Origin of the sequence: Myxococcus xanthus (assembly GCF_013116825.1) — a bacterium.
Taxonomy (GTDB): Bacteria; Myxococcota; Myxococcia; order Myxococcales; family Myxococcaceae; genus Myxococcus; species Myxococcus xanthus_B.
In genome coordinates this window covers 114,441-135,360 of the sequence record NZ_JABFNS010000006.1, presented here as the reverse complement: position 1 = coordinate 135,360, position 20,920 = coordinate 114,441, and the positions used below count along the sequence as shown (strand labels likewise).

The 20,920-nt window shown below is 68.8% G+C and carries 21 protein-coding genes; 3 read left to right on the top strand and 18 right to left on the bottom strand.

The genetic code is table 11. From position 1 onward, the window contains the following. Positions 1 to 191: 191 nt before the first annotated feature. From HNV26_RS03270 to kamD, 8 genes are all read right to left on the bottom strand, one after another. Positions 192 to 752 carry a hypothetical protein gene (locus HNV26_RS03270; RefSeq protein WP_171439815.1) on the bottom strand — a complete coding sequence of 187 codons (561 nt, stop codon included), beginning with the start codon at positions 750 to 752 and terminating at the stop codon, positions 192 to 194. Positions 753 to 878: 126 nt separating this feature from the next. Next, positions 879 to 1,256 carry a DUSAM domain-containing protein gene (locus HNV26_RS03265; protein WP_171439816.1) on the bottom strand — a complete coding sequence of 126 codons (378 nt, stop codon included), beginning with the start codon at positions 1,254 to 1,256 and terminating at the stop codon, positions 879 to 881. Positions 1,257 to 1,265: 9 nt separating this feature from the next. After that, the gene (locus HNV26_RS38135) at positions 1,266 to 1,685 is read right to left on the bottom strand and encodes a hypothetical protein (RefSeq protein WP_253816171.1); all 420 of its coding nucleotides are present in this window, start codon (positions 1,683 to 1,685) and stop codon (positions 1,266 to 1,268) included. A gap of 113 nt (positions 1,686 to 1,798) precedes the next feature. After that, positions 1,799 to 2,626, bottom strand: a complete 828-nt coding sequence (kce, locus tag HNV26_RS03260) for a 3-keto-5-aminohexanoate cleavage enzyme (protein ID WP_011554385.1) — start codon at positions 2,624 to 2,626, stop codon at positions 1,799 to 1,801. Continuing rightward, entirely contained in the window at positions 2,623 to 3,021 is a 399-nt protein-coding gene (kal, locus tag HNV26_RS03255) for a 3-aminobutyryl-CoA ammonia lyase (protein WP_366816742.1), read from the bottom strand. The genes kce and kal overlap by 4 nt, the downstream gene beginning before the upstream one ends. After that, positions 3,018 to 3,803: a lysine 5,6-aminomutase subunit beta gene (kamE, locus tag HNV26_RS03250; protein ID WP_171439817.1), complete on the bottom strand. Its 786-nt coding sequence runs from the start codon at positions 3,801 to 3,803 to the stop codon at positions 3,018 to 3,020. Before kamE ends, kal begins: the two co-directional genes overlap by 4 nt. Positions 3,804 to 3,807: 4 nt before the next feature. Further along, positions 3,808 to 4,287 carry a hypothetical protein gene (locus tag HNV26_RS03245; RefSeq protein WP_090490801.1) on the bottom strand — a complete coding sequence of 160 codons (480 nt, stop codon included), beginning with the start codon at positions 4,285 to 4,287 and terminating at the stop codon, positions 3,808 to 3,810. Then, on the bottom strand, positions 4,284 to 5,834 hold the full coding sequence (gene kamD / locus HNV26_RS03240) for a lysine 5,6-aminomutase subunit alpha (protein WP_171439818.1): 1,551 nt from the start codon (positions 5,832 to 5,834) through the stop codon (positions 4,284 to 4,286). The genes HNV26_RS03245 and kamD overlap by 4 nt, the downstream gene beginning before the upstream one ends. Before the next feature lie 261 nt (positions 5,835 to 6,095). Here kamD and HNV26_RS03235 point away from each other — a divergent pair, with 261 nt between their 5' ends. After that, positions 6,096 to 7,631, top strand: coding sequence for a catalase (locus tag HNV26_RS03235; RefSeq protein WP_301338421.1), 1,536 nt, complete (start codon positions 6,096 to 6,098; stop codon positions 7,629 to 7,631). A gap of 175 nt (positions 7,632 to 7,806) precedes the next feature. Beyond that, positions 7,807 to 8,424 carry an ankyrin repeat domain-containing protein gene (locus HNV26_RS03230; RefSeq protein ID WP_171439819.1) on the top strand — a complete coding sequence of 206 codons (618 nt, stop codon included), beginning with the start codon at positions 7,807 to 7,809 and terminating at the stop codon, positions 8,422 to 8,424. A gap of 89 nt (positions 8,425 to 8,513) precedes the next feature. Here HNV26_RS03230 and kdd read toward each other — a convergent pair whose 3' ends face one another. From kdd to HNV26_RS03185, 9 genes are all read right to left on the bottom strand, one after another. Next, entirely contained in the window at positions 8,514 to 9,545 is a 1,032-nt protein-coding gene (gene kdd / locus HNV26_RS03225) for an L-erythro-3,5-diaminohexanoate dehydrogenase (RefSeq protein WP_171439820.1), read from the bottom strand. A 174-nt stretch (positions 9,546 to 9,719) separates the two neighbouring features. Then, positions 9,720 to 10,727, bottom strand: coding sequence for an alpha/beta hydrolase (locus tag HNV26_RS03220; RefSeq protein WP_011554393.1), 1,008 nt, complete (start codon positions 10,725 to 10,727; stop codon positions 9,720 to 9,722). Positions 10,728 to 10,755: 28 nt separating this feature from the next. Next, complete coding sequence (locus HNV26_RS38130) at positions 10,756 to 11,790, bottom strand: uracil-DNA glycosylase (protein WP_171439821.1); 1,035 nt, start codon at positions 11,788 to 11,790, stop codon at positions 10,756 to 10,758. 348 nt (positions 11,791 to 12,138) lie between these two features. Further along, a complete protein-coding gene (gene coaBC, locus HNV26_RS03210) occupies positions 12,139 to 13,359 on the bottom strand; it encodes a bifunctional phosphopantothenoylcysteine decarboxylase/phosphopantothenate--cysteine ligase CoaBC (protein WP_171439822.1) in 1,221 nt (406 codons plus the stop codon). Between the two features lie 51 nt (positions 13,360 to 13,410). Next, positions 13,411 to 16,380: a carboxypeptidase regulatory-like domain-containing protein gene (locus HNV26_RS03205; protein ID WP_171439823.1), complete on the bottom strand. Its 2,970-nt coding sequence runs from the start codon at positions 16,378 to 16,380 to the stop codon at positions 13,411 to 13,413. A gap of 102 nt (positions 16,381 to 16,482) precedes the next feature. Beyond that, entirely contained in the window at positions 16,483 to 16,926 is a 444-nt protein-coding gene (locus HNV26_RS03200) for a hypothetical protein (RefSeq protein ID WP_171439824.1), read from the bottom strand. A gap of 107 nt (positions 16,927 to 17,033) precedes the next feature. Next, entirely contained in the window at positions 17,034 to 18,317 is a 1,284-nt protein-coding gene (locus tag HNV26_RS03195) for a Stp1/IreP family PP2C-type Ser/Thr phosphatase (RefSeq protein WP_020478362.1), read from the bottom strand. A 61-nt stretch (positions 18,318 to 18,378) separates the two neighbouring features. Beyond that, on the bottom strand, positions 18,379 to 18,891 hold the full coding sequence (locus tag HNV26_RS03190) for an FHA domain-containing protein (protein WP_171439825.1): 513 nt from the start codon (positions 18,889 to 18,891) through the stop codon (positions 18,379 to 18,381). A 47-nt stretch (positions 18,892 to 18,938) separates the two neighbouring features. Continuing rightward, entirely contained in the window at positions 18,939 to 19,544 is a 606-nt protein-coding gene (locus HNV26_RS03185) for a hypothetical protein (RefSeq protein WP_171439826.1), read from the bottom strand. A 146-nt stretch (positions 19,545 to 19,690) separates the two neighbouring features. Here HNV26_RS03185 and HNV26_RS03180 point away from each other — a divergent pair, with 146 nt between their 5' ends. Next, on the top strand, positions 19,691 to 19,894 hold the full coding sequence (locus tag HNV26_RS03180) for a hypothetical protein (protein ID WP_140792976.1): 204 nt from the start codon (positions 19,691 to 19,693) through the stop codon (positions 19,892 to 19,894). A 24-nt stretch (positions 19,895 to 19,918) separates the two neighbouring features. On the opposite strand, the gene HNV26_RS03175 is transcribed toward HNV26_RS03180, so the two are convergent. Next, the gene (locus HNV26_RS03175) at positions 19,919 to 20,863 is read right to left on the bottom strand and encodes an arginine deiminase family protein (RefSeq protein ID WP_171439827.1); all 945 of its coding nucleotides are present in this window, start codon (positions 20,861 to 20,863) and stop codon (positions 19,919 to 19,921) included. Positions 20,864 to 20,920: the final 57 nt, after the last annotated feature.

The window sequence follows — 20,920 nt, the reverse complement described above, 5'->3', positions numbered from 1 at the left end:
CCCGCGGCCAGAATGGCGCCCCCGCCCATGAGGCCAACCATCACCACCACCGCGACGATGATGATGATGGCGGAGTTACCGGACTTCCGCGCCGACTGCGTAGACGATGGATTCATTGAGACATGAGCCTAAGCGCAGCGCGCGCACACCGAAAATCCGTCAACAGGCGGCACACCCCAAAGGCGAGACATTCACTCCGGATAAGAATTCTGCGCGTCCTCTTTGAGAGCGCGTTCAGCGTCCTTCCGCGCCTGTCTCTCGCGCGCCCACTGCGCCTTCCGGTCGGCGTCACGCTGACGCTCAATGGGGTACTGCGTGAGGAGATGGGGGGCGAGCAATTCGAGCGACTGCTTGAGCGCGGGGAACGCGGTCTGCTTCTTCTCGACCAGGATCTTCCAGGGCGCTTTCACTGAGCCCCGCTTCATATCGAAGGCGACATTGTCCACCTGCCGCTCTGGCGGCACCGGGACGGAGATCCAAAAGGAAGAAGAAGTCCCACAAGGAGTGACCCGAGCCGTCGACTGGGAGCCCGTCCAGCGCGTCCCGTTCGCACTCTTTCGACTTCCGTATTCGATGTCGCACGCGTCCAGGGACGACAACTGCGCTTGAACGGCGGCCAACTCCGGAAGCTGGCCCACATTCGTGGTCCGCATCCAGCCCATGGGCTGGATGCCCAACGTCACCGCCCCGGTCAGCGCGATGCCCAACGTCACAACGGAAAAGCCGATGATGTTCTTCTTGGCCACGGACATCTGCGCGGGCAGCGTAGGCAATGGCTCCATTGCCGCCGCAAACTAGCCGAGCCCTTGCAGCCTGGACAATCCGTCAACGGACTTCGGGACAGGGGAACGCTCCGTCAGTCGCACCCCTCGGCCGCTCTATGGCTCGTCGTCCACCGCCGCAAGGTACGTGTTCAGGATGTCCACGTAATGAGGCACGACTTCCACGGCCAAGACGTCCAGGAGCAGCTGGCGAGCCCCCTCCAAGTCCCCAGCATCCCGGCGTCTATCGACTTCAACCAAGGTGTGAGAGAGGCGCCTCGACCCGGTGGAGATGCGGGATGCAATCTCCCTCACAAGAACTGCGGCGCTTTCGTCATCCTGGAGCGCACGCGTTGTTTCGTCAGGCGAAATCCCCACGTCGTGCGCCGTGGCCTGGACCAGGGCGCGCGTTTCGGTGGTGAGGAAGGGCTGAACCGGGTCCGTGATGCGGCGGCTCAGGTCTTTGACCGCGTCCCAATCCCGTTGGGTGGGCATGTGGTTCTCCTAGCGAGGGTGACAGTCTCGGAAAGGCCACTCTCGCTGCCCCTCGCAATAGCGAAAGCAGGCGTAGCAGTCCCCAATCCATCGGGGCTTCTTCTGGTCTCGACACCGGACATACTGGTCAGTGCAGTGCGCACGCCACCCATCGTCGGCGCCAGCATCCTCTCCCTCCTTCACCCGCTCGTTCGCGAACCTGACCGCGGCATCCATGGTCGCAAGGTGCGCGGCGGCCTCGCCCGCTGTGAGGCCGCACGCTTCGGGCACACCTGGGTTGCGCTGCATGCAGCACGACACCGTGTCGGTGCAGGACGCCAATGCATAGGCATCGCGGCGGTTGGCCGCACCGGTAGCACTGCTGGCGCAGCCCAACGACGCAACGGCCAAGAGGCTCAACAGGCCAGGCCCAACTCTCTGCTTTTTCATGGAGCGCCGACCTTACCCGGACGCATGGCAGCAAGAACCAGCCCCCACACCCCAGAGACGGGCGCCGCCCGACAGGACTCGGGCGGCGGCCGTCACGATGCATCCGGCGGTGCTTACGACAACCGCAACAACTTGCGCGCCTGCTCCGGCGTGGCCGGCTCGCGGCCATGGGCGCGCGCGCGCTTCGCCGCCTCTGCGACGAGCTCCCAGTTGCCCTTCGCGAGCACGCCCTTGGACACGTAGATGTTGTCCTCCAGGCCCACGCGCGCGTTTCCGCCCCGCTTCGCCGCCTCGTCCACGTAGGCCAGCTGGTGACGCCCCACGCCGGCCACCGTCCAGGTGGAGCCTTCCGGCAGCGAGGCAATCATGAAGTCCAGCACCTCCGGACGCGGCTGCAACGTACCCGGCACGCCGAGCACGAAGTCGAAGTGCGCGGGCAGGTCCACCAGCCCTTCCTTCGCCAGGTAGCGGGCCTCGTCGATCATGCCTACGTCGAAGCACTCCAGCTCCGGCCGCAGGCCAATCGCCCGGATGCGCCGGGCGATGTCACGCACGAGCGGCCGGGGATTCCAGAAGACCTCCTCGCCGAAGTTCACCGTGCCCGTCGTCAAGGTGGCCATGTCCGGCCGGTCCTCGCCGGTGAGCGTCAGCGGTCCGCAGCGCTGGTCCACCGTCATGCCCACCGCGCCGCCCGTGGACGTCTGGATGAGCACGTCCGTGCGCTTGCGGATGGCGCGGATGGCCGCGCGGAACAACTCCGCGTCCTGCGACGGCTTGCCGTCCGGCGTGCGCACATGCAGGTGCACCATCGCCGCGCCCGCCTCGCGGCAACGCGCGGCGTCCTCGGCGATCTCCTCCGCGGTGATGGGCAGGTGCGGCGTCTGCTCGCGCGTCGTCTCCGCGCCCACCATGGCCGCGGTGATGACCATGGGCGTGCTCATGGCTGCCCCCGCTGCTTGTCCTTGGGCACCACACACGTCCCCGTGGCCCGGCACACCACCACCGGCTCCGACAGGACATCCGCCGCCGAGTCATTCACGTCCGGCCGCGGCTTGATGACCTTGCGCGCCTCGAAGCGCATCTTCCGCGACGTGTTGCCCGCGCTGACGATTTCGCCCTCCGCCTCGATGAAGTCGCCCGCGTACACCGGAGCCAGGAACTCCACCGAGTCATAGGCGCGGAACAGGCCCTCGTCCCCGTCGCTGCGGATGCACAGCTCCGTGGCCACGTCGCCAAAGAGCCCCAGCATCCGCGCGCCGTCGACCAGGTTGCCGCCGTAATGTGCGTCGTGGCTGCTCATGCGCAGCCGGATGACCGCCTTCGTTCCCGTGCTCACTGGGGCTCCCCCTGATAGTGCGCGTCCTTCGGCTCCTTGCCTTCCTTCTTGAGGAGCGCGTGGACGATGTAGTTGGCCACGTCGGACGGCTTGGTGCCGGGCCCGAAGCCGGCGTCGAAGCCCAGCTCCAGCGCCAGCTTGTGGTCCACGCGGGGCCCGCCCAGCAGCAGTTGGACCTTGCCGTGGATGCCAGCAGCCTTCGCCGCTTCGATGAAGTGCCGCGAGTTGTCCTTGTGCACGTCGCGCTGGGTGACGACCTGGCTGACCAGGATGGCGTCCGCGTTGCGCGCCATGGCCCTCTTGATGAGGTCCTCGTTCGGCACCTGGCTGCCCAGGTTGAAGGCCTCGAACCAGGGGTAGCGCTCCAGGCCGTAGTCGCCCGCGTAGCCCTTCATGTTGAGGATGGCGTCGATGCCCACCGTGTGGGTGTCCGTGCCCGTGCAGGCGCCGAACACCACGATGCGCCGCTTCACCTTCTCCTTGATGAAGGCGTTGAGGTCGTCGAAGGACATCTTCTTCACGACGACTTCGGGCACGTCGATTTCGGCGTAGTCCAGCGCGACGGACGACCGGGCGTAGACGATGAAGAAGGTGTACGCGTCCGCGGCACGCTCCGCGGCGGCCACCTTCACGTCAGTGAAGCCCATCTTCTTCGTGAAGACGGCGGCGGCCTCCTTGGCCTTCTCGGACAACGGCACCGGCAGGGTGAACGACAGCTGCACCACGCCGTCGTCCCGCCGGTCGCCGTAGGGACGGATGATCTGCTTGCTCGGCTTTACCATCGGCTCACTTCCCTCCGGCCCGCTGAATCTTGACGCTGGAGCCCACCTTCTGGGCCAGCGGCGCGAACCGCTCCTTCTTCGTCTGCTCCAGGTAGAAGACGACCGACCACGTCGTCTTTCCGTCGCAGCCCACATACGTCACGGAATCCACCGCGCCACTGCCATCCGGCGCCACGTCCGTCTCCTGACGCTTCGCCGCGGGCTGGGCGCCCACCTTCAGACGCTCCCAGCCCTTGCCGCCAATGGACGCGACAATCTTGTCCACGCACGTCTGGGCCTTCATGCCCGCCGTCTGCACGGCGCCCACGTCCACCAGGAAGTAGGCGTCCCCGCTGGGCGCCTGGAACTTGCTCGTCCCATCCTCCTCGGTGCGGTTCCACGAGGCGGGAACCTGGATGGACACGTTCTTCACCTGGACCTGCGCCAGCGCATCCGCGGAGCCGCCCGCGGAGAGAACCATGGCAAGGATTGAACCGAGCATCACTGCGCCTCCAGGAGTTCCAGGAACGGGTTGAAATAGTCCGGCGCCTTCTCCAGCACGCCGTCGAGCCCCTTGCCGCCGGTCTCCTCGCGCTTCACGTCACCGAAGTGGCCCCGGCCGATGGCGGTCACCATGCCCTCGTCGCGGCACTCCTGGAGCAGCTGCTCCGCCCGGGCGAACACCTCGCGCGCGCGGTTGGCGATCTTGCCGTCCTCGCGGACGGTGAACTCCTCGTCGATGCCTCGCGCCGCGCGGTGGATGTAGGCCGCGGACTTGAGCGCCACGTAGCGGTCCGCCAGGAGCGGCGTGTGCATGGCCTCCGTCATCATGCCCAGCAACTGGATGCCCTGCCGCGTCCACATGGCCACCAGGTTCGCCATCACGTCGTACGTGTGGCTGAAGAAGATGTCCGTCTCCTTGTGCTTGGTGGGCGGCATGTACTTCAACGGCGCGTCCGGGAAGCAGCGGCGCACCAGCATGGCCTGGGACAGCTCGAGCAGCAGCGTGTCCTCGCGGTACGGATCGATTTCGTACGCGTGGCCGATGCCCAGCTGCCAGTCCTTGAGGCCGGCGCGCTTGGCGAAGCACTCGTTGATGAACTGGCTGGCGATGACGGTGTGGGCCGCGTCGTACGCGTCCGCGGTGGTGATGTAGTTGTCCTCGCCGGTGTTGATGATGATGCCGGCCAGGGCGCAGATGCGGCGGCTGAAGTACTGGTCGATGAACGTGCGCCGCATGTTGATGTCACGGAAGAGGATTCCGTACATCGCGTCGTTGAGCAGCATGTCCAGCTTCTCGTAGGCCGCGCAGAAGGCGATCTCCGACATGCAGAGGCCGGACGAGTAGTTGGTCAGCTGGATGTAGCGCTTGAGCTTGCGGCTCTCGTCGTCCAGGGCCTCGCGCATGATGCGGAAGTTCTCCTGGGTGGCGTAGGTGCCGCCGTAGCCCTCCGTCGTCGCGCCGTGGGGCACGTAGTCCAGCAGCGACTGCGCCGTGGACCGGATGACGGCGATGACGTCAGCGCCCGCCTGGGCCGCCGCGCGCGCCTGGTCCACGTCGTCATAGATGTTGCCCGTGGCCACGATGACGTACTTGTGCGGCGCCGGGGGCATGGGGAACTGCTTGCGGAGCTCTTCGCGCTGGGCAATGCGGGCCTTCAGGTCATCGAGCGCGGCGCGGGCTTCCGCGCGCACCTCCTCGCGGAGGTTGTGCTCCTGCTCGGGCGACAAGGGGGCCAGCTTCTCCGTGGGGAGCGCCGTCAGCCGCTCCACGGCCTCCAGCGGGCTCTTCGCGCCCAACTGCAGCGCGCGGCCATACCAGTAGGCGGCGCCCTTGTTGAGCACCCCGGCGGCCTTCAGCTTGTCCACCATCAGGTTGGCGAGCGGCACGCCCCGCGCGCCAGCTCCGGAGAGGCCGAAGAAGCGCAACACAGTGCGCTCGGTTGAAACAGTGGTGTTACGGCGGATGAGGTCGAAGATCGGGTTGACGATTTCGTCCGCCAGCTTGCGCGCATGTTCAATCCGCGCGTCTTCAATGAACGGGCCTGGCATGGACGCACCTTACCCGCCCGAACGACAGCGGGTAGCGCCGATGCGCACCTCGATAACGTTGCCGCACCGCATTATCGGTTCCGAGTTCAAAGCACCGAAAGGACGGTGCCAGCCCTCACCGAAAGGACGGTGACACCACCGACCCTTCGGTGAACACATGTGAACTCAACACGTAATCCACTGGAATCATTCAAATTTGAGCGGTGGCATGCCCCCTGCTCAGGACGGGACTGCCTTACCCCCTGAGACAAGGAGAGTCCCTTGCAAACCCGCTCCCTGCTTCTGACCGCCATTCTCTTTGGCGGTTCGGCCGCCGTCGCCGCGACGCCCCCTCCCCTGACGACGGACACCGGATCCCCCGTGGGGACCAACCAGAACTCCAAGACGGCCGGCCCGCGTGGCGGCGTGCTCCTGGAGGACTTCCACCTCATCGAGAAGCTGGCGCGCTTTGACCGTGAGCGAATCCCCGAGCGCGTGGTCCACGCCCGCGGCACCGGCGCCTACGGCACCTTCGAGAGCTACGGCGACTTCTCCAAGCTGACGCGCGCGTCCCTCTTCTCCGCCAAGGGCAAGAAGACGCCGATGTTCGTGCGCTTCTCCACCGTCATCCATCCGACGGGCTCGCCGGAGACGCTGCGCGATCCACGCGGCTTCGCGCTCAAGTTCTACACGGACGAGGGCAACTGGGATCTGGTGGGCAACAACCTGCCCGTCTTCTTCATCCGCGACGCCCTCAAGTTCCCGGACATGGTGCACTCGCTGAAGCCGTCGCCCGTCACGAACAAGCAGGACCCGAACCGCTCCTTCGACTTCTTCTCGCACCTGCCCGAGTCGACGCACATGCTCACGCAGGTGTACTCGGACATCGGCATCCCGGCGAACTACCGCCAGATGAACGGGCACGGCGTGCACGCCTTCAAGTTCGTCAACGCGAAAGGCGAATACAAGTACGTGAAGTTCAACTGGAGCTCGCAGCAGGGCGTGAAGAGCCTCACCGCCGAGGACGCCGCCCGCGTCATCTCCGAGGACCACCAGCACGCCACCTCGGACCTCTACGCCACCATTGGCGCGGGCAAGTTCCCCTCGTGGGAGCTGAGCGTGCAGGTGCTGGACCCCAAGGAGTTGGACAAGTTCAGCTTCGACCCGCTCGACGCGACGAAGATCTGGCCCGAGGCGCAGGTGCCGTCCATCAAGCTGGGCAAGTTCACGCTCAACAAGATGCCGGACAACTTCTTCGAGGAGACCGAGCAGGCGGCCTTCTCCCCTGGCGTGCAGCCGCCGGGCATCGAGCCCTCCGAGGACCGCCTCCTGCAGGGCCGCCTGTTCTCCTACGCCGACACCCAGCGCTACCGCATTGGCGCCAACTACCAGTCGCTGCCCATCAACCGGGCCCGCGCGACGGTGAGCAACAACAACCAGGCGGGCAGCATGAACTTCGCCAACACGAAGTCGGACGTGAACTACGAGCCCAGCGTCAGCCGTGAGACGCAGGACGCGCCCCCGTACCTCTTCGCCAACGCGCCGCTCAGCGGCACCACGCAGCAGCGCGGCATCGAGAAGACGGAGAACTTCGCGCAGGCCGGCGCCTTCTATCTGGCGCTCGACGCGGGTGGGAAGGACCGCCTCATCAAGAACCTGGCCGCGGACCTGAACCAGGTGCGTGATGCCAGGGTGAAGGCGCGCATGGTGGGTCACTTCTTCATGGCCCACCCCGACTACGGCACCCGCCTTGCCAAGGCGGTCAACGTGAAGCTGGACGACGCCAAGGCCGCCGTGGCCGCGCTCGCCGCCCGCTGATTCGTTCATCTCCGGGCCCCGGCATGGCGGCCTCCGCCAGGGCCCGGCGCCTCCCGCCACTCCCCCTGGGAGAAGGCCGCGATGTGGTGGCGCCTGGCGACTCCCCCCTCTCGCCGCCCGTCGCATCCCGGTCTTCCCTCAGCGGGAGCAGGCCCCCTCTCTTCTGGAGTCCGTCATGATTCGCAAGCTGCTATTGGGAACGCTGGGCCTGTTGATGCTGGGTGCCGGCGTGTTGACGGCCGCGTGGATGTCCCTGCGCGCCACGCCCGCGCCGCAAGGGCGTCTACTGGCCACGAGCGAGGCGGAGCGCTACCTGCTGGCCGCCGCCCGTGCCGGAGAGACGGACATCGTCGCCGGGCTCGTCCAGGCGGGTACGCCGGTGGAGGCGCGGGATGCTCGCGGCTTCTCGCCGCTCATCCTCGCCGCGTACCACGGGCATGCGGACACGGTGCGCGCCCTGCTCTCCGCCGGCGCGGATGCGTGCGCGGGCGACAACAACGGCAACACCGCGCTCATGGGCGCGGCCTTCAAGGGCTATGCGGACATCGTCGGACTGCTCAATCAGCAGCCCTGCGCGGTGGACCAGAGCAACCGCTTCGGCCAGACGGCGCTGATGTTCGCGTCCCTGTTCGGCCGCGAGGAGGTGGTGGACCAACTCCGGCATCAGGGGGCCTCCCCTGACGTGCGCGATGGCAGCGGCCGCAGCGCCCAGGACTGGGCACGCACGCAGGAGCCCAGCGCGCCCGTGCCCCAGGCGCCCACCGCGCCGGAGACGTCCGCCTCGGCGCGATGACATGGGAGGCGCTGCCCCGCCCGGGATGAGGCAAGGTGGCCCCATCCCGGTGAAGACGCCGCTGGGCATCGGGCCAGACGGCTCGGCGGCTAGACGTAGCGCGTGCCGAAGAGCTGGAGCAGCTCCGGCTCGGTGCGCAGCAGGTCCAGCGTCAGCGCGGCGTGACCGGGCACGTACCCGTTGCCCACCACCATGGTGACGTCCTTGCCCACGCCCTCGGCGCCCAGGGCCGCCGCGGTGAAGCTGGTGGCCATGGAGAAGAAGATGGCCGTGCCGCCGTCCTTCACCGACAGGATGGTGGCCATCTCCGTGTTGCCCACGCTGGCGCAGTTGACCACCAGGTCGCAGAGCTGACCGCCCGTCGCCTGGCTCACCGCTTCCATGACGTCCACGCCCTGAGTCGCGTCCACCTTCAGGGCCACGTCACACAGGCCAATGCCGGACAGCAGGTCCAGCGCGCCCTGTGACACGTCGAGCGCGAGCAGCTTGCCCCGGCTCTCCAGGTTGCGCCGCGCCTGCGCCAGACACAGCGCCCCGCTCTTGCCCGCGCCCAGCACCGCCACCGTCATGCCCGGCCGCACGTGCCGGGCCACCAGCGCGGGCGCGCCACACACGTCCAGCGCCGCGAGCGCCAACGTGTCCGGCATGTCCGTGGGCAGCTTCGCGTAGATGCCGCTGGCGAACAGGATTGCGTGCCCGCGGATGTCCACGCGGTCGATGTCCGCATGCACCGCCTTCACCTCTTCGATGACCAGCGGCGTCAGCGTCAGGCTCACCAGCGTGGCGATGCGGTCGCCCACCTTGAGCAGCTCGCGCGCGGGGTGCCTGGCGCCCAGCTCCTTCACCCGGCCAATCAACATGCCGCCCGAGCCCGTCACGGGGTTCTGCATCTTCCCCCGCTCACGGACGATTTCCTGGATGCGCTCGCCAATGCGCTTCGCGTCGCCGCCCACCTCGCCCTTGATCTGCTTGAAGGACGCGGCGTCGATGTTGAGGCTCTCCACGTCGATGAGCAGCTCGGACTCGCGGCACGGCAGCGAAGGGTCCAACTGCTTCGCGCGCTGGGGCAGCACGCCCTTCTCGCCAACGACGCGAGACAGCCCGTAGAGGTCGATGCTCATGTTCCCGTCTCCCTGAAGGTTGTCGGGCGCCCGGCCCCGCCACGGCGGGGCGCCCCCAGGGAGGCGTCTACCCGCTCGGACAGGGAAAAGGCCAGCGCCACGTCACGCGCGGTGGGCCGAGGCGTCCCCCAGCGGGCATCCCGACCACCGCGCGACAGGCCCCGGCCCCATGCGTCAGTCCTGCGCCAGGTTCGGCACCAGGACGGACAGCGAGCGCGCGAAGCGGTACGACACACCGGAGTGGCCGTCCTCGAACTCCTCGTGGACGCGCTCCACGCCCGCGTTCTTGAAGTCCTCCGCGAGCATCCGCGTGCCCCAGCGGATGTTGAACTCGTCACGCGTCCCACAGTCCAGGTACACCGTCTTCAGCTTCCGGAACGCGTCCATGAACTTGGGCACGAAGCGCACCGGGTCGTGCACCAGCCACCGGTTCCACACGTCGAGCCGCAGCCGGCCCGTGTTCGCGTCGAAGGGCAGCTCCACGTTGAGCGGCTCGCCCTTCTTCGGAGAATACGCGGCGGCCATCGCCAGGACGTTCACCACTGGGAAGTCGTCCCCGCGCATCTTCGTCTCGCTCACGCGCGCCCGGAACTCGGCGTGCCACGCCTCCACGCCGCCGGCCTTCAGCAGCGCCGCCGCGGCCTTCGGGAGGTCCGGCAGGTAGCAGTATTCGAAGTAGGAATCCGCCGCGTGCGCGCCTACGTGGGAGAACAGTTCCGGGTGGTAGCGGCCCATCACCAGCGCGCCGTAGCCACCGGAGCTGTGCCCCACCACGGCGCGCGAGGCCGCCTTCGGCAGGGTGCGGTAGGTGCGGTCCACGAAGCCCACCACGTCCTTGGTCAGGTAGTCGCGGTACCGGCCAATGGCGTCGCTGTTCACCCACTGGCTGCCACCCAGCGACGTCCAGGCGTCCGGGAAGACGCCGATGACGGGCGGAATCGCGCCCGACTCGACGAGCGCGTCCAGGCGCTGGGGGACGGTGGGCGCGAAGCCCGACGCGTTCGTCCACGAGCCGCCGCTGTTGCCAAAGGCATGCAGGAAGTAGACGACGGGATAGCGCCGCTCATCCGCGCCGTAGCCTGGCGGCAGGTACACGGTGAGCTTGCGGCGAGCCGGGTCCCCCAGCGGGTTCGACTCCAGCGCGGGCGACAGCAGCTCACTCGACTCCAGCAATCCATTCATCCGTGCATTCCCTTCATCGGGCCCGCGGCTACGCTCGCGAACCGGGTTGCTTCCCCAGCACCTTCATCACCGCCTGGAGGTCCTCCCATGCCTTGCGCTTCTCCGCCGGGCTGCGGAGGAGGTACGCCGGGTGGAAGGTGGGCATCAGCTGGATGCCCTCGTAGGTGCGCCAGTTGCCACGCAGGCGGGTGATGGGCGTGCTGTCCCGCAGCAGCGTCTGCGCCGCGAACTTGCCCAGCGCCACCACCACCTTGGGCTGGATGGCGGCCAACTGCGCGCGCAGGAAAGGCTCGCAGGCGGCGACCTCCTCCGGCTCCGGATTGCGGTTCCCTGGTGGCCGGCACTTCACGACGTTGCAGATATAGACGTCGTCGCGGCGGTAGCCCATCGCGCCAATCATCTTCGTCAGCAGGTCGCCGGCCGCGCCAACGAAGGGCACGCCCTGCAGGTCCTCGTTCTCCCCGGGGCCCTCGCCCACGAACACCAGCTCCGCGCGGGGGTTGCCCGAACCGAACACGAGGTTCTTGCGCGTCGAGCACAGCTTGCAGCGCTGGCAGTCGCCCAGCTCCCGGCGAACCTCGTCCAACGTCGGCCGCTCGCCGTTCGCCGCGCCCTGCAGCGCCCCAGCGGGCCGCGACGGGGGCGGCGGCGGCTGCCCCTCAGCGGCACCGAGCGCCATGCCCCCCGGACGCATGGGAGGCGTGGACGGAGGCGGCACCCGGGCCGGCGCTGCGACACCGACTCCCAGCGGTCCTGCTGCACCCGCGGGAGTCGCCGGGCCCGGCCGCTCCGTGCCGATGGAACGATGCTCCGGTGCCGGGCTCGCCAGCGGCGGCCGGGGCAGCGGCGCCTCGGGGCGAGCAGGTGGCGCGGCGTCCGCGGCCCCCTGCGCTCGGGCGAAGCGCGCGCGCAAGGAGGGAGCCGAGCGTTGGAGCTCGAGCGCCGCCTTGGCGTCAATCATCAGCACCCGGCCAGCGGCCTCCTCCTGCCAGAGGAGGTGGCGGCGCACATCGTCCATCAGGGCGCTCAGGTCCTGCGAGGCCTCGGGCGTGTCATCAATCACGGTCCTGGATCGGTATCGGACGTGGCGCCCCTGCGCAAGGAAGCGGACGCCCGAGCCGACTGTTCGCCTTCCACCAGCGCTGTTCCAGGCCCACGCCTGGAGTCCTACCCCGCCCTGTCCCCAGTCATCCGCCCTGGAGGCCCCCCTGGGCCCACGCCATCTTGCGCCCCGAACCCGGTGTCATGCAGCGAGGAGCCGCCATGGCGCACCAGAACCCGGATTACCGCCAGGTCACGGAGGACCTGTTCACAGAAGCCGCCTTCGTCATGGACCTGGGCATCCAGCCCGTGGACATCCACCCCGGCTCGTGTCGAAGGCCACCGTCCCCCTCGCTGAGATGGAGCCCTGCTAGGACGGTGACACGAGCAGCAGCTCGATGAGGGCCTGCGCCACCTCGTATTTGCTGCCCTGGAGCTCATGCTGTGCGCCCGAACGCGTGAGCACCGTCACCCGGTTGGTGTCCGTCCCAAAGCCCGCGCCAGGGGCCGTCACGTCGTTGGCGACAATCGCGTCCAGCCCCTTGCGCTCCAGTTTTTCGCGCGCGTGAGCCACCACGCGCTCCGTTTCCGCGGCGAAACCCACCAGCACCGGCCGCCTTGGTTGTCCCGCCACCTTGCGGGAGGCCTCCGCGAGCACGTCCGGCGTGCGCACGAGCGTCAGCGCCTCGGGCGACGAGGAAGCGCCCTTCTTCACCTTCTGCGGCGCGCGCGTCTCCGGGCGCCAGTCGCTGACCGCCGCCGTGGCGATGAACGCATCCGCGGTGCTCACCCGTGAGAGCACCTCGCGCGCCATGTCGTCCGCGCTCACCACGTCCACGATGTCAAAGCCGCCGCGCTCCACGGTGCCCACGGGACCGAGCACCACCGTCACCTCGGCGCCCAGGGTCCGGGCCGCGTGCGCGAGCGCCATGCCCATCTTCCCCGTGGAGGGATTGGAGATGAACCGCACCGGGTCCAGGAACTCGCGGGTGGGGCCCGCCGTCAGCAGCACCCGCTTCCCCGCCAGGGGGCCAGCGCCGAAACGCGCCGCGACCGCCTGGACGATGGCTGGAACGTCCGCCAGTCGCCCCTCCCCCACGTCACCACAGGCCAGCATCCCCGCGCCTGGGCCCACGCGCGAGAAGCGCGGATAGGCCAGCAGGGCCGCCAGGTTCTCCTGCGTCAGGGGGTTGTCCCACATGGCCACGTTCATCGCCGGCGCCAGCACCACCGGCCCCCGGAAGGCGAGCAGCGACGTCGTCACGGCGTCGTTCCCCATGCCCGCGCGGATGCGCGCCAGCAGGTCCGCGGTGGCCGGCGCCACGACGAACGCCTCGGCCCAGCGCGCAAGGTCCAGGTGGCCGAAGTTCCCCTCCTGGGCAGGGTCGAAATAGTCCGTGAGCACAGGGTGCCCGCTGAGCGCCTGGAAGGTGAGCGGGGTGACGAACTGGCGCGCGGACTCCGTCATGGCCACCCGCACCTCGGCGCCCGCTCGCGACAGCTCCCGCACCAGCTCGCAGGCCTTGTACGCCGCGATGCCGCCACCCACGCCGACGACCACCCGGCGGCCTTTCAGACTCGTCACGTCCATGCGGCTTCCTAATGCGCGGGGAGGCGGGCTCGCAACCGTCCCGGCAGGGCGTCAGTGGGCCATCATCACGACGTCACTGGCCGAAGGCACATCCACGACGCGGACCTCCGGTCCGCCTGGGGTCTCCACGTGGAAGTTGCCCCACACCAACGTGTACCGCCCGGGCCGCAGGCCACTCAGGCGGACCTGCTCCGACCGGGGCTGGTACACGAGCTGCGCCCAGCGCGAGCGCATCAACGCCACCGTCGGAGGATTGCCCACCGCTCCCAGCTCTCCCGCGACGATCCACAGCGCCCGGCCCCGCTCCGGCTTCACCTGGACGGTCAGCGACGCGGTGCCCGGCGCCGGGCCCAGGTCCAGCGACATCTCCGAGCCGCCCACCTGCACCACCAGCGCCGGCTCGCCAGAGAACTCCCGGTTCGCGCCCAGCGCGAAGCGGTAGTTGCCCGGGGAGACCTCCACGCTGTAGCCACCATCCGGCCCGGTGACGATGGTGAGCGGTTCGCTGCGGTCCGCGTTGACGGCCTCGACCTCGAAGCCCGCCGCGGGGCTCCCGTCCGGGCGGAACACCCGGCCGCTCAAACGCGTGGCCTGCCGCAGCTTGAGCTCCACCGGCCCCCGCGCGCCCCGCTCCAACGACTGGGTGGCACTCAACCGCCCCTTGCGCGCCGTGAGCGAGTAACGCGTCACATAGGGAGGGCTGGCCACCGTGAAGGTGCCATCAGGCCCGGAGAGAACGGAGTCGTCACAGACGTCGCACGACACCACGGCATCTGGCACCGGCCCACCGCCCTCGTCGACCACGCGGCCCGAGACCCCCGGCAGCTTCTCCAGCACCAGGTCTCCCAGGTCGGGCGAGGCCGGGCGATCCACCATCAGCGGCTCGTAGCCCGCCGCGTCCACCGACGCGATGACGCGGTCGCCCGCCGTAGGCAACGGCAGCTCGAAGCGGCCATCCGGTGCATTCACATCGTGCTCGTCCACGCGAAAGCGGCGCACCGGCGCACCGTCATCGCCCACGACGCGCCCGCGATAGACGTCGCGCTTCCTGAGCACCACTCGCACCGGAGGGCCACCCGCCTTGCCCTCGGCGCGCTCGACCTGGTCATAGCCCGGGTGCCTCACCTCCAAGCGGTAGCCCCGGTCCGGCCGCAGCGCGCGGAACTCGAAACGGCCGCTCGCGTCGGACTGCACGGGCTCCGCGCCACGGGGCACCACCACCAACGTGGCGCCCGCTACCGGCGCGTTCTTCCCGTCCACCACCTCGCCACTGAGCGGCGCTCCGGGCCTCAGCTCCGCCTCCAGCTTCAGCGTCTGGCCCTCCGTCAGCGTCACCTCCCGGCGCTCCGACGGCTGATAGTCGGGATGGGACGCCATCATCGAATACGTGCCCGCGGGCATCCCGCGCATCGGGACCATGCCGTCCGAGCCCGACGGCCGGTCACTCCGGAAGATGCCTTGCTGATCAACCCACAGCACCACGTCCGCGCCTTCGACGCGGCGGCCCTCGGCGGAGACTGTCACTTCCAGCGACGCGCGCGGCTCCAGCGCCAGTTGCACGTCGGTGGTGGGCGCAGTCACCTTCAGCTGGCCACCGCCCCACTCCGAGTGGTGCGCATGAAGCTCGTAGAGCCCCGGCGTGGGCACCTGCGCGATGAAGCGCCCTTCCGCGTCCGCCAGCGTCGACGCGCCCGTGGGCTGCACCAACACGGACACGCCCGGCGCGGGCCGGCCGTAGACATCCAGCACCTGCCCGCTGATGACGGTGGCGCGCTCCATCTCCAGTTCGAGCGCCGTCTCCCCTGGCGTCACCTTCGCGGGCAGCTGCGCGTCACGGAAGCCCTCGGCCTGCCCGGTCAGCACGTAGTTGCCCACGGCCAGGGGGCCCAGCGTCACCAACGCCCCGGTGCCACCGCGCTCCTGCCGGACAACCTCCCCCGCCGGCATGCGCAACAGCAGCTCCGGTTGCGGCACGGGCTGCCCATCCTCATCCACCACCGTGACGAGCAAGCTCCCCGCTTCCTCCAGCGCCAGCGTCACCTGGGTGACGCGCTCGTCCAGCGTCAAGACGCGGGGCACGGACGCCAGGCCCTTGGCCTCCGCGGTCACCACCAATTGGTCCGGATACAAGCCGGTGAAACGCACCGGAGCGCCATCCGTGCGCAGCTCCCGCGACAGGTGGTCCGCGCGCAGCCGCACCAGCGCGGCCGCGGGGGAACCATTTCGGGTGACGCGGACCTCCAGGGTGCGCGCGGGCGTCAGCTTCAGGCGCACGGGCTGTGGCCCCGCCTCCACCTGGGCCCCCACGGCGGGCAGGTACCCCTCCGCCGTGGCCAGCACATAGAACGGCCCCTCGCCCAGGCCCGTCAGGGTGAAGCGGCCATCCGCTCCGCTCGTGGACGCGAAGGGCAGCGGCGCCCGCCGCGACATTCCGTGCACATGAGCCCCGGCCAAGGGCCGTCCGGCTTCGTCCACCACCTGCCCCACCAGGGTGCGCAGCGGCGGCAGGTACAGCTCCACCGGGTCTCCAGGCGCGGCCCGCTCCCGGAGCGCGACGCCCATCCCTGGCGCGCGGGCCCACACGGAGAAGGACACGCCAGCCAGTTGCTCGAAGCGGAAGCGCCCTTCCGCGTCCGTGCTGGCCGTGGCCCGCGGCGTCAGGAAGCCCTGCTGCTGCTCGAAGAACGCCAGCGTGTGCAGCGCCGTCTCACGCGCCTGGCAGGCCAGGAGCGCCTGGCCACACGCGTCACAATGAACGCCCAGGAGCGTCCGCTCCGCGCTGGCGGACAGGAACACCTCCGCGCCCGCGACGGGGCGACCCGAGGCGTCCAGCACACGTCCCGTGAGCGCCAGCCCTTCGCCCGCGGAGGCCACCTCCACGGCGGCGAACTCCGGCAGGGCCTTGCCAGTGGCGGTGTGCATGTCGCGAGCGGCGGGCTCCGTCTCCGTGCCGGGCCACAGCCACACCACCCCTGCCGCGAGCAGGGTCGCCATCACGCCTATGACAATCCAGTTGCGCATGCGCAGACGGCGCGGACGTTAGCCCGGGACCGGGCGCGGAACGGCCGATTCCCCCTGAAAATTCCGGACGCGTCCTTTCCCGGACGCATGGGCGAGCCGCGCCTACAGCTTGTCTTCGAGGTCATCCAGGCGCTTCTCGACCCGCTCGAAACGCTCCTGGGTCGAATCCGCCATGGAGGTCAGCAGCCGGGCCATGCGGCCCGCGTGGGCCTCCATCCGGCTCATGCGTCCCGACACGGAACGCAGTCCCACGATCATGGACTCCACGGTCGACATCATCGTCTCCATGTTGCCCATCATGGAGTCCATGTTCGTCTGCATGGCCGCCATGGTCGTCTGCATGGCCACCATGTTCGACTGCATGACCGCCATGTTCGTCTGCATGGTCGCCATGTTCGACCGCATGGTCGCCATACCGACTCGCATGGACCCCATGCCCATCGCCATGCCTTCGATGTCCCCCTGCGTCGCCCTCAGCTCCTGGCGCAGCTCAACCACCTCGCCCAGGAACTTCACCACCACGTCGCCGCCCACCGCCCTCGCCATGCGTCGCCCTCCGACAACGGAACGGCGCGAACGTACCTGGGGCGTCTGACGTGCTTGGGATTCCGGACGAAGCGGCTTCGGTCGACGAGGGGCCATGACGCGTCCTCCTACTCCTCGGCGAACGGAGCAATCGCCTGGGCCACGGCCAGCTCCTGCCGTGCCTCGCTGAGCTCCGAGTTGGTGGCGCGAAGCCGGTCGCTGAGCACCTGGACGAAGCTCCAGAGCATCTTCACCGCGAGGATGGACTCGCGCTTCATCAGGCCCATCAGGTCTGGCCGCGAGATGACCATGGTGCGCGTGGGCTCCGTCGCCCGCACCGTCGCTGAACGCGGCGCGTTGTCGATGAGCCCCATCTCTCCGAAGTGGCCACCCGCGCGCAGCTCGGCGATCTCCACGCCGTTCTTTTCAATGGCCACCCGGCCCCGGATGACGACGAAGAGCTCCTCACCCGGCTGCCCCTCCACCACGATCTCACGCCCCGCGGGATACGTGCGCGTGGTCGCGATGGACAGCACCGCCGTCTGCTCCTTGTAGGTGAGGTGACGGAAGAGCGGAATCTTGCGCAGCGCCTCCATGCGCGACTGCGCTTCGCTCGACTCCTCGCTGACGCTGGAGCCTTCGCCCGCGACCTTCACCACCACCGCGGTGATGTTGTCCTTGCCACCGCGCTCGTTGGCGACGTCGATGAAGCGCTTGGGCAGGTCCGCGGGCGCGATGCCGGCGATGAGCGGAAGGACCTCCTCGTCCTCGACATAGCCGTGCAGGCCGTCCGAGCAGAGGATGAACATGTCCCCAGGCACCAGGTCCACGATGAGCGTGTCGACCTGGACGGACTCCTGGATGCCCACCGCGCGGGTAATCACGTTGCGGTACTGCGAGTTGGCGGCCTGGTCCTTGGTAATCGTGCCGGCCTTGAGCTGCGCGGCGACCAGCGTGTGGTCCTCCGTCAGCCGGTGACACTGGCCGTGCCGCACCAGGTAGACACGGCTGTCACCCACATGGCCGATGACACCCTTGTTGCCGCCCACCGCGAGGCACACGAACGTCGTGCCCATGCCGCGCTTGGTCGCGTCCGACATCGCCGTCCGGTAGATGTCCGCGCACGCGCGCTGGACGGCCACCTCGACGAGCGCCGCCGCCGCCGAGCGGCTGTCCGGCGTTGGGTTGATGCCCAGGTCCTTCAACAGATGGCGGTTGGCGGAGATGTGCTGCTTGACGACCTCCGTGGCCCGGTTGCTCGCGACCTCGCCGGCCGCGTGACCGCCCATGCCGTCAGCCACCACGTAGAGACCCAGTGCCGCATCCACCAGCATCGCGTCTTCGTTGTGCTGCCGCCTGCGGCCGACGTCGGTCAGTCCAAAAGCTTCTGTGGTCAAGGCCACCGCGAACACTCCCGTGTGTGACAGAGGGCGACTCCGCACGTTACGCAGGCCCACGAAGACGTGGCAAGGCTCAGGGAGCCATCCTCACGGCAAGCATCCGCACAAAACCGCTGGCCGTGTAGAAGCCGACCTCCACCTGGCCGAAGCGCAACCGAGCGCCATCCGCCACCGGAACGGCCTTCCGGGGCACGAGGCGGACGCCCCCCGCCCAGGAGCCATTCTTGGACCCGGCATCCGTCAGCAGGAAGCCCGCATGGCCTTCCTCCCGGCTGAACCAGGCGTGGAACCGGGACACGCTCCCGTCGTCCAGGACCACGTCGTTGTTGCCCGTCCGCCCCACGGTAATGCCCCGCCCGAAGGCGTTCGTCCGCGATTTCACGACGGGAAACACCAAGGGCCCGCTGGCCCCCAGCGTCGGGCTCCCCGCGTTCGTCACCGTCTTCAGGCGGTACTCCTCCCCGTCCCCGCTGCTGTCTTCCTCCGTCGCTGGAGTGAAGACGAGCAGCGCGGCTGGCAGGTTCCGCTCGAAGACTTCTCGGTTGCGGAGGTATCGCGACACATGGGCGCTGAGCGGCTCGGGCATACGCGGCGTGCGAACAGGGTGCTCGCAAGCCACACTCTACGCAAAGACTAGCGCCAATCCACGAACAACCCGACCACCGGGCCACCCACGAAGAAGCGGCCAAGGCTGCGGCGCTTGTAGCCAAATACCTCGCCATACCCCACAGCGAGCCCACCGGCGATGTCCCCGAACTGGTAGCCCAGGTGGACGCGGCCCTCGATGAGGCCCGCCACGCGCCGGTCCTTCTCCAGCCCACCGTCGAAGTTCGCGCCGTAGAAGACGGGACCGCCGGTGACCTGGAAGCCCCAGTGCACCTGGCCGGGCAGGTGGTTCCGGTAGCCCACCCCCACCTGCGGGCTGTGCTGGTAGAAGGAGCGCACCGCGTTCTGCGGCTTGCCCTCCTCGGCATCGGGGAACGCGAGCCCCCACGACAGACTGCCCTCCAGCAGCAACGCGAAGGCGTCCTTGCGGTCCTGGTAGAAGGTGAACTGCCACTGCACCTTCGTCTGGGAGGCCACCAGGCCATCCTGGGCGCTGACACCCAGCAGCACGCCGCGAGGCGCCCAGGCGGGCGTCGGAGAGCGGTGCTCCGGAGGCCGCCGCGCCTCCTGCGCGCCCGCGGAAGAGGCGAGACCAAGAACACCAACCAGCAGAACGGGGAGCTTGCGGAGCATGGGAGCCCCTTCCCGCCATGGCGCGGCCCGCTTGTCAACGGACTGTTCGTTTGGTTATGACACGCCTTTGTTACCTTCGGATGGGCCCAGGCCGGGGATGTCCTCCCGGAACCGCTCGCCGCGGGGCACAAGGAGCGGAACCCCGCATGCCAGTCGTGACAGTCCGGGCCGGAAACAAACAGCGCCCGGGTAGGTTCGACGTACTCGTCCGCAAGACCACGGAGAAGGTCTCCGACCTGCTGGAGGAAAGTGACAGGGTGCTCGTGGTCTACGAGCAGGGCTGCGCGAGCCTCTACTACGAGCGCGAAGGCGACATGCCCCACCCGCCCACGGTGAACCGCCCTTCCTGAGCGCGGTTCGCCGGCGGTCCTTCGCTACACCGCGCGCCGGCGCAGGGGCATCGTGAGGCACCGGACGCTGCCATTGCCCCGCTCCAACGCCTCGATGTCGACGCTCGCCACCTCGATGCCGGCCTCCTTCGCCAGAGGACGAAGGCCCACCGAGGCGCTCTCCGAGGCGAGAATCAGGTTGGGCCCCACGTAGATGAAGTTCGACATGAAGCCGCTCTCCCCTTTCGGTTCGAAGGGGATGACGCGGCGGCCCCGCTGGGCGAAGTAGCCGTCAAAGGGCTCCCAGTGCGGCGCCACGCCCTGTGCGAACACCTGGATGGGCGTGTGGCGGAGAAAGGCCCGCGCCACCACCGCCCGCGGCCCAAGCACGTTGAAGGCAAGGTCCAGGTGGATGATGCCCAGGCTCTCCGGGATGCGGACGACGGCGGCCTCGCGGAAGCCCGAACGCCACGCCAGCTCCAGGAAGGACTGAAGCGCCCGCGCGTCACTGCGCAGCCCCACGTTGACCAGCAACCGCTCCGCGTCGAGCACGAACACGTCCCCGAACTCGATGCGCGCGGACGTCGCGGCCTCGTCGCTCGACAGCTCCGGCTGGAGCTGCGACAGCGCGCGGTGCGCCACGTCGAACTCCGCCAGCCGCACGGGAAAAGCCGCCGTGCCCGTCACCAACTGACGCCCGAGCACCGCCGCGGTATCGCGGACGAACACCCGGTTCACCGTGGTGTCGCTCACCGCGCGCTCGCGCTCTGGTAGCAACTCCCACAGGTCAATCGTCTGGCAACCGAGGCGCGTCAGCGTGTCCCGCAGCCGGCCAAAGGCGTCCTCCGCCTCGCTGCGCGTGACAGGCCGCATGAAGCCGACCGCCGCCGCCTCCTCCGCGCTGGTGACGTCCAGCGCCGCGGGCCGGAACACCGCCACGCAATCCAACTGGCCTGATTCGGACCAGCACTCGAACTCGCTGAACGCCATCTGCAAGCACCTGTCGTCACAGCGGTGAGTCAGCCCTGACTCCTGGCGCCAAGACTC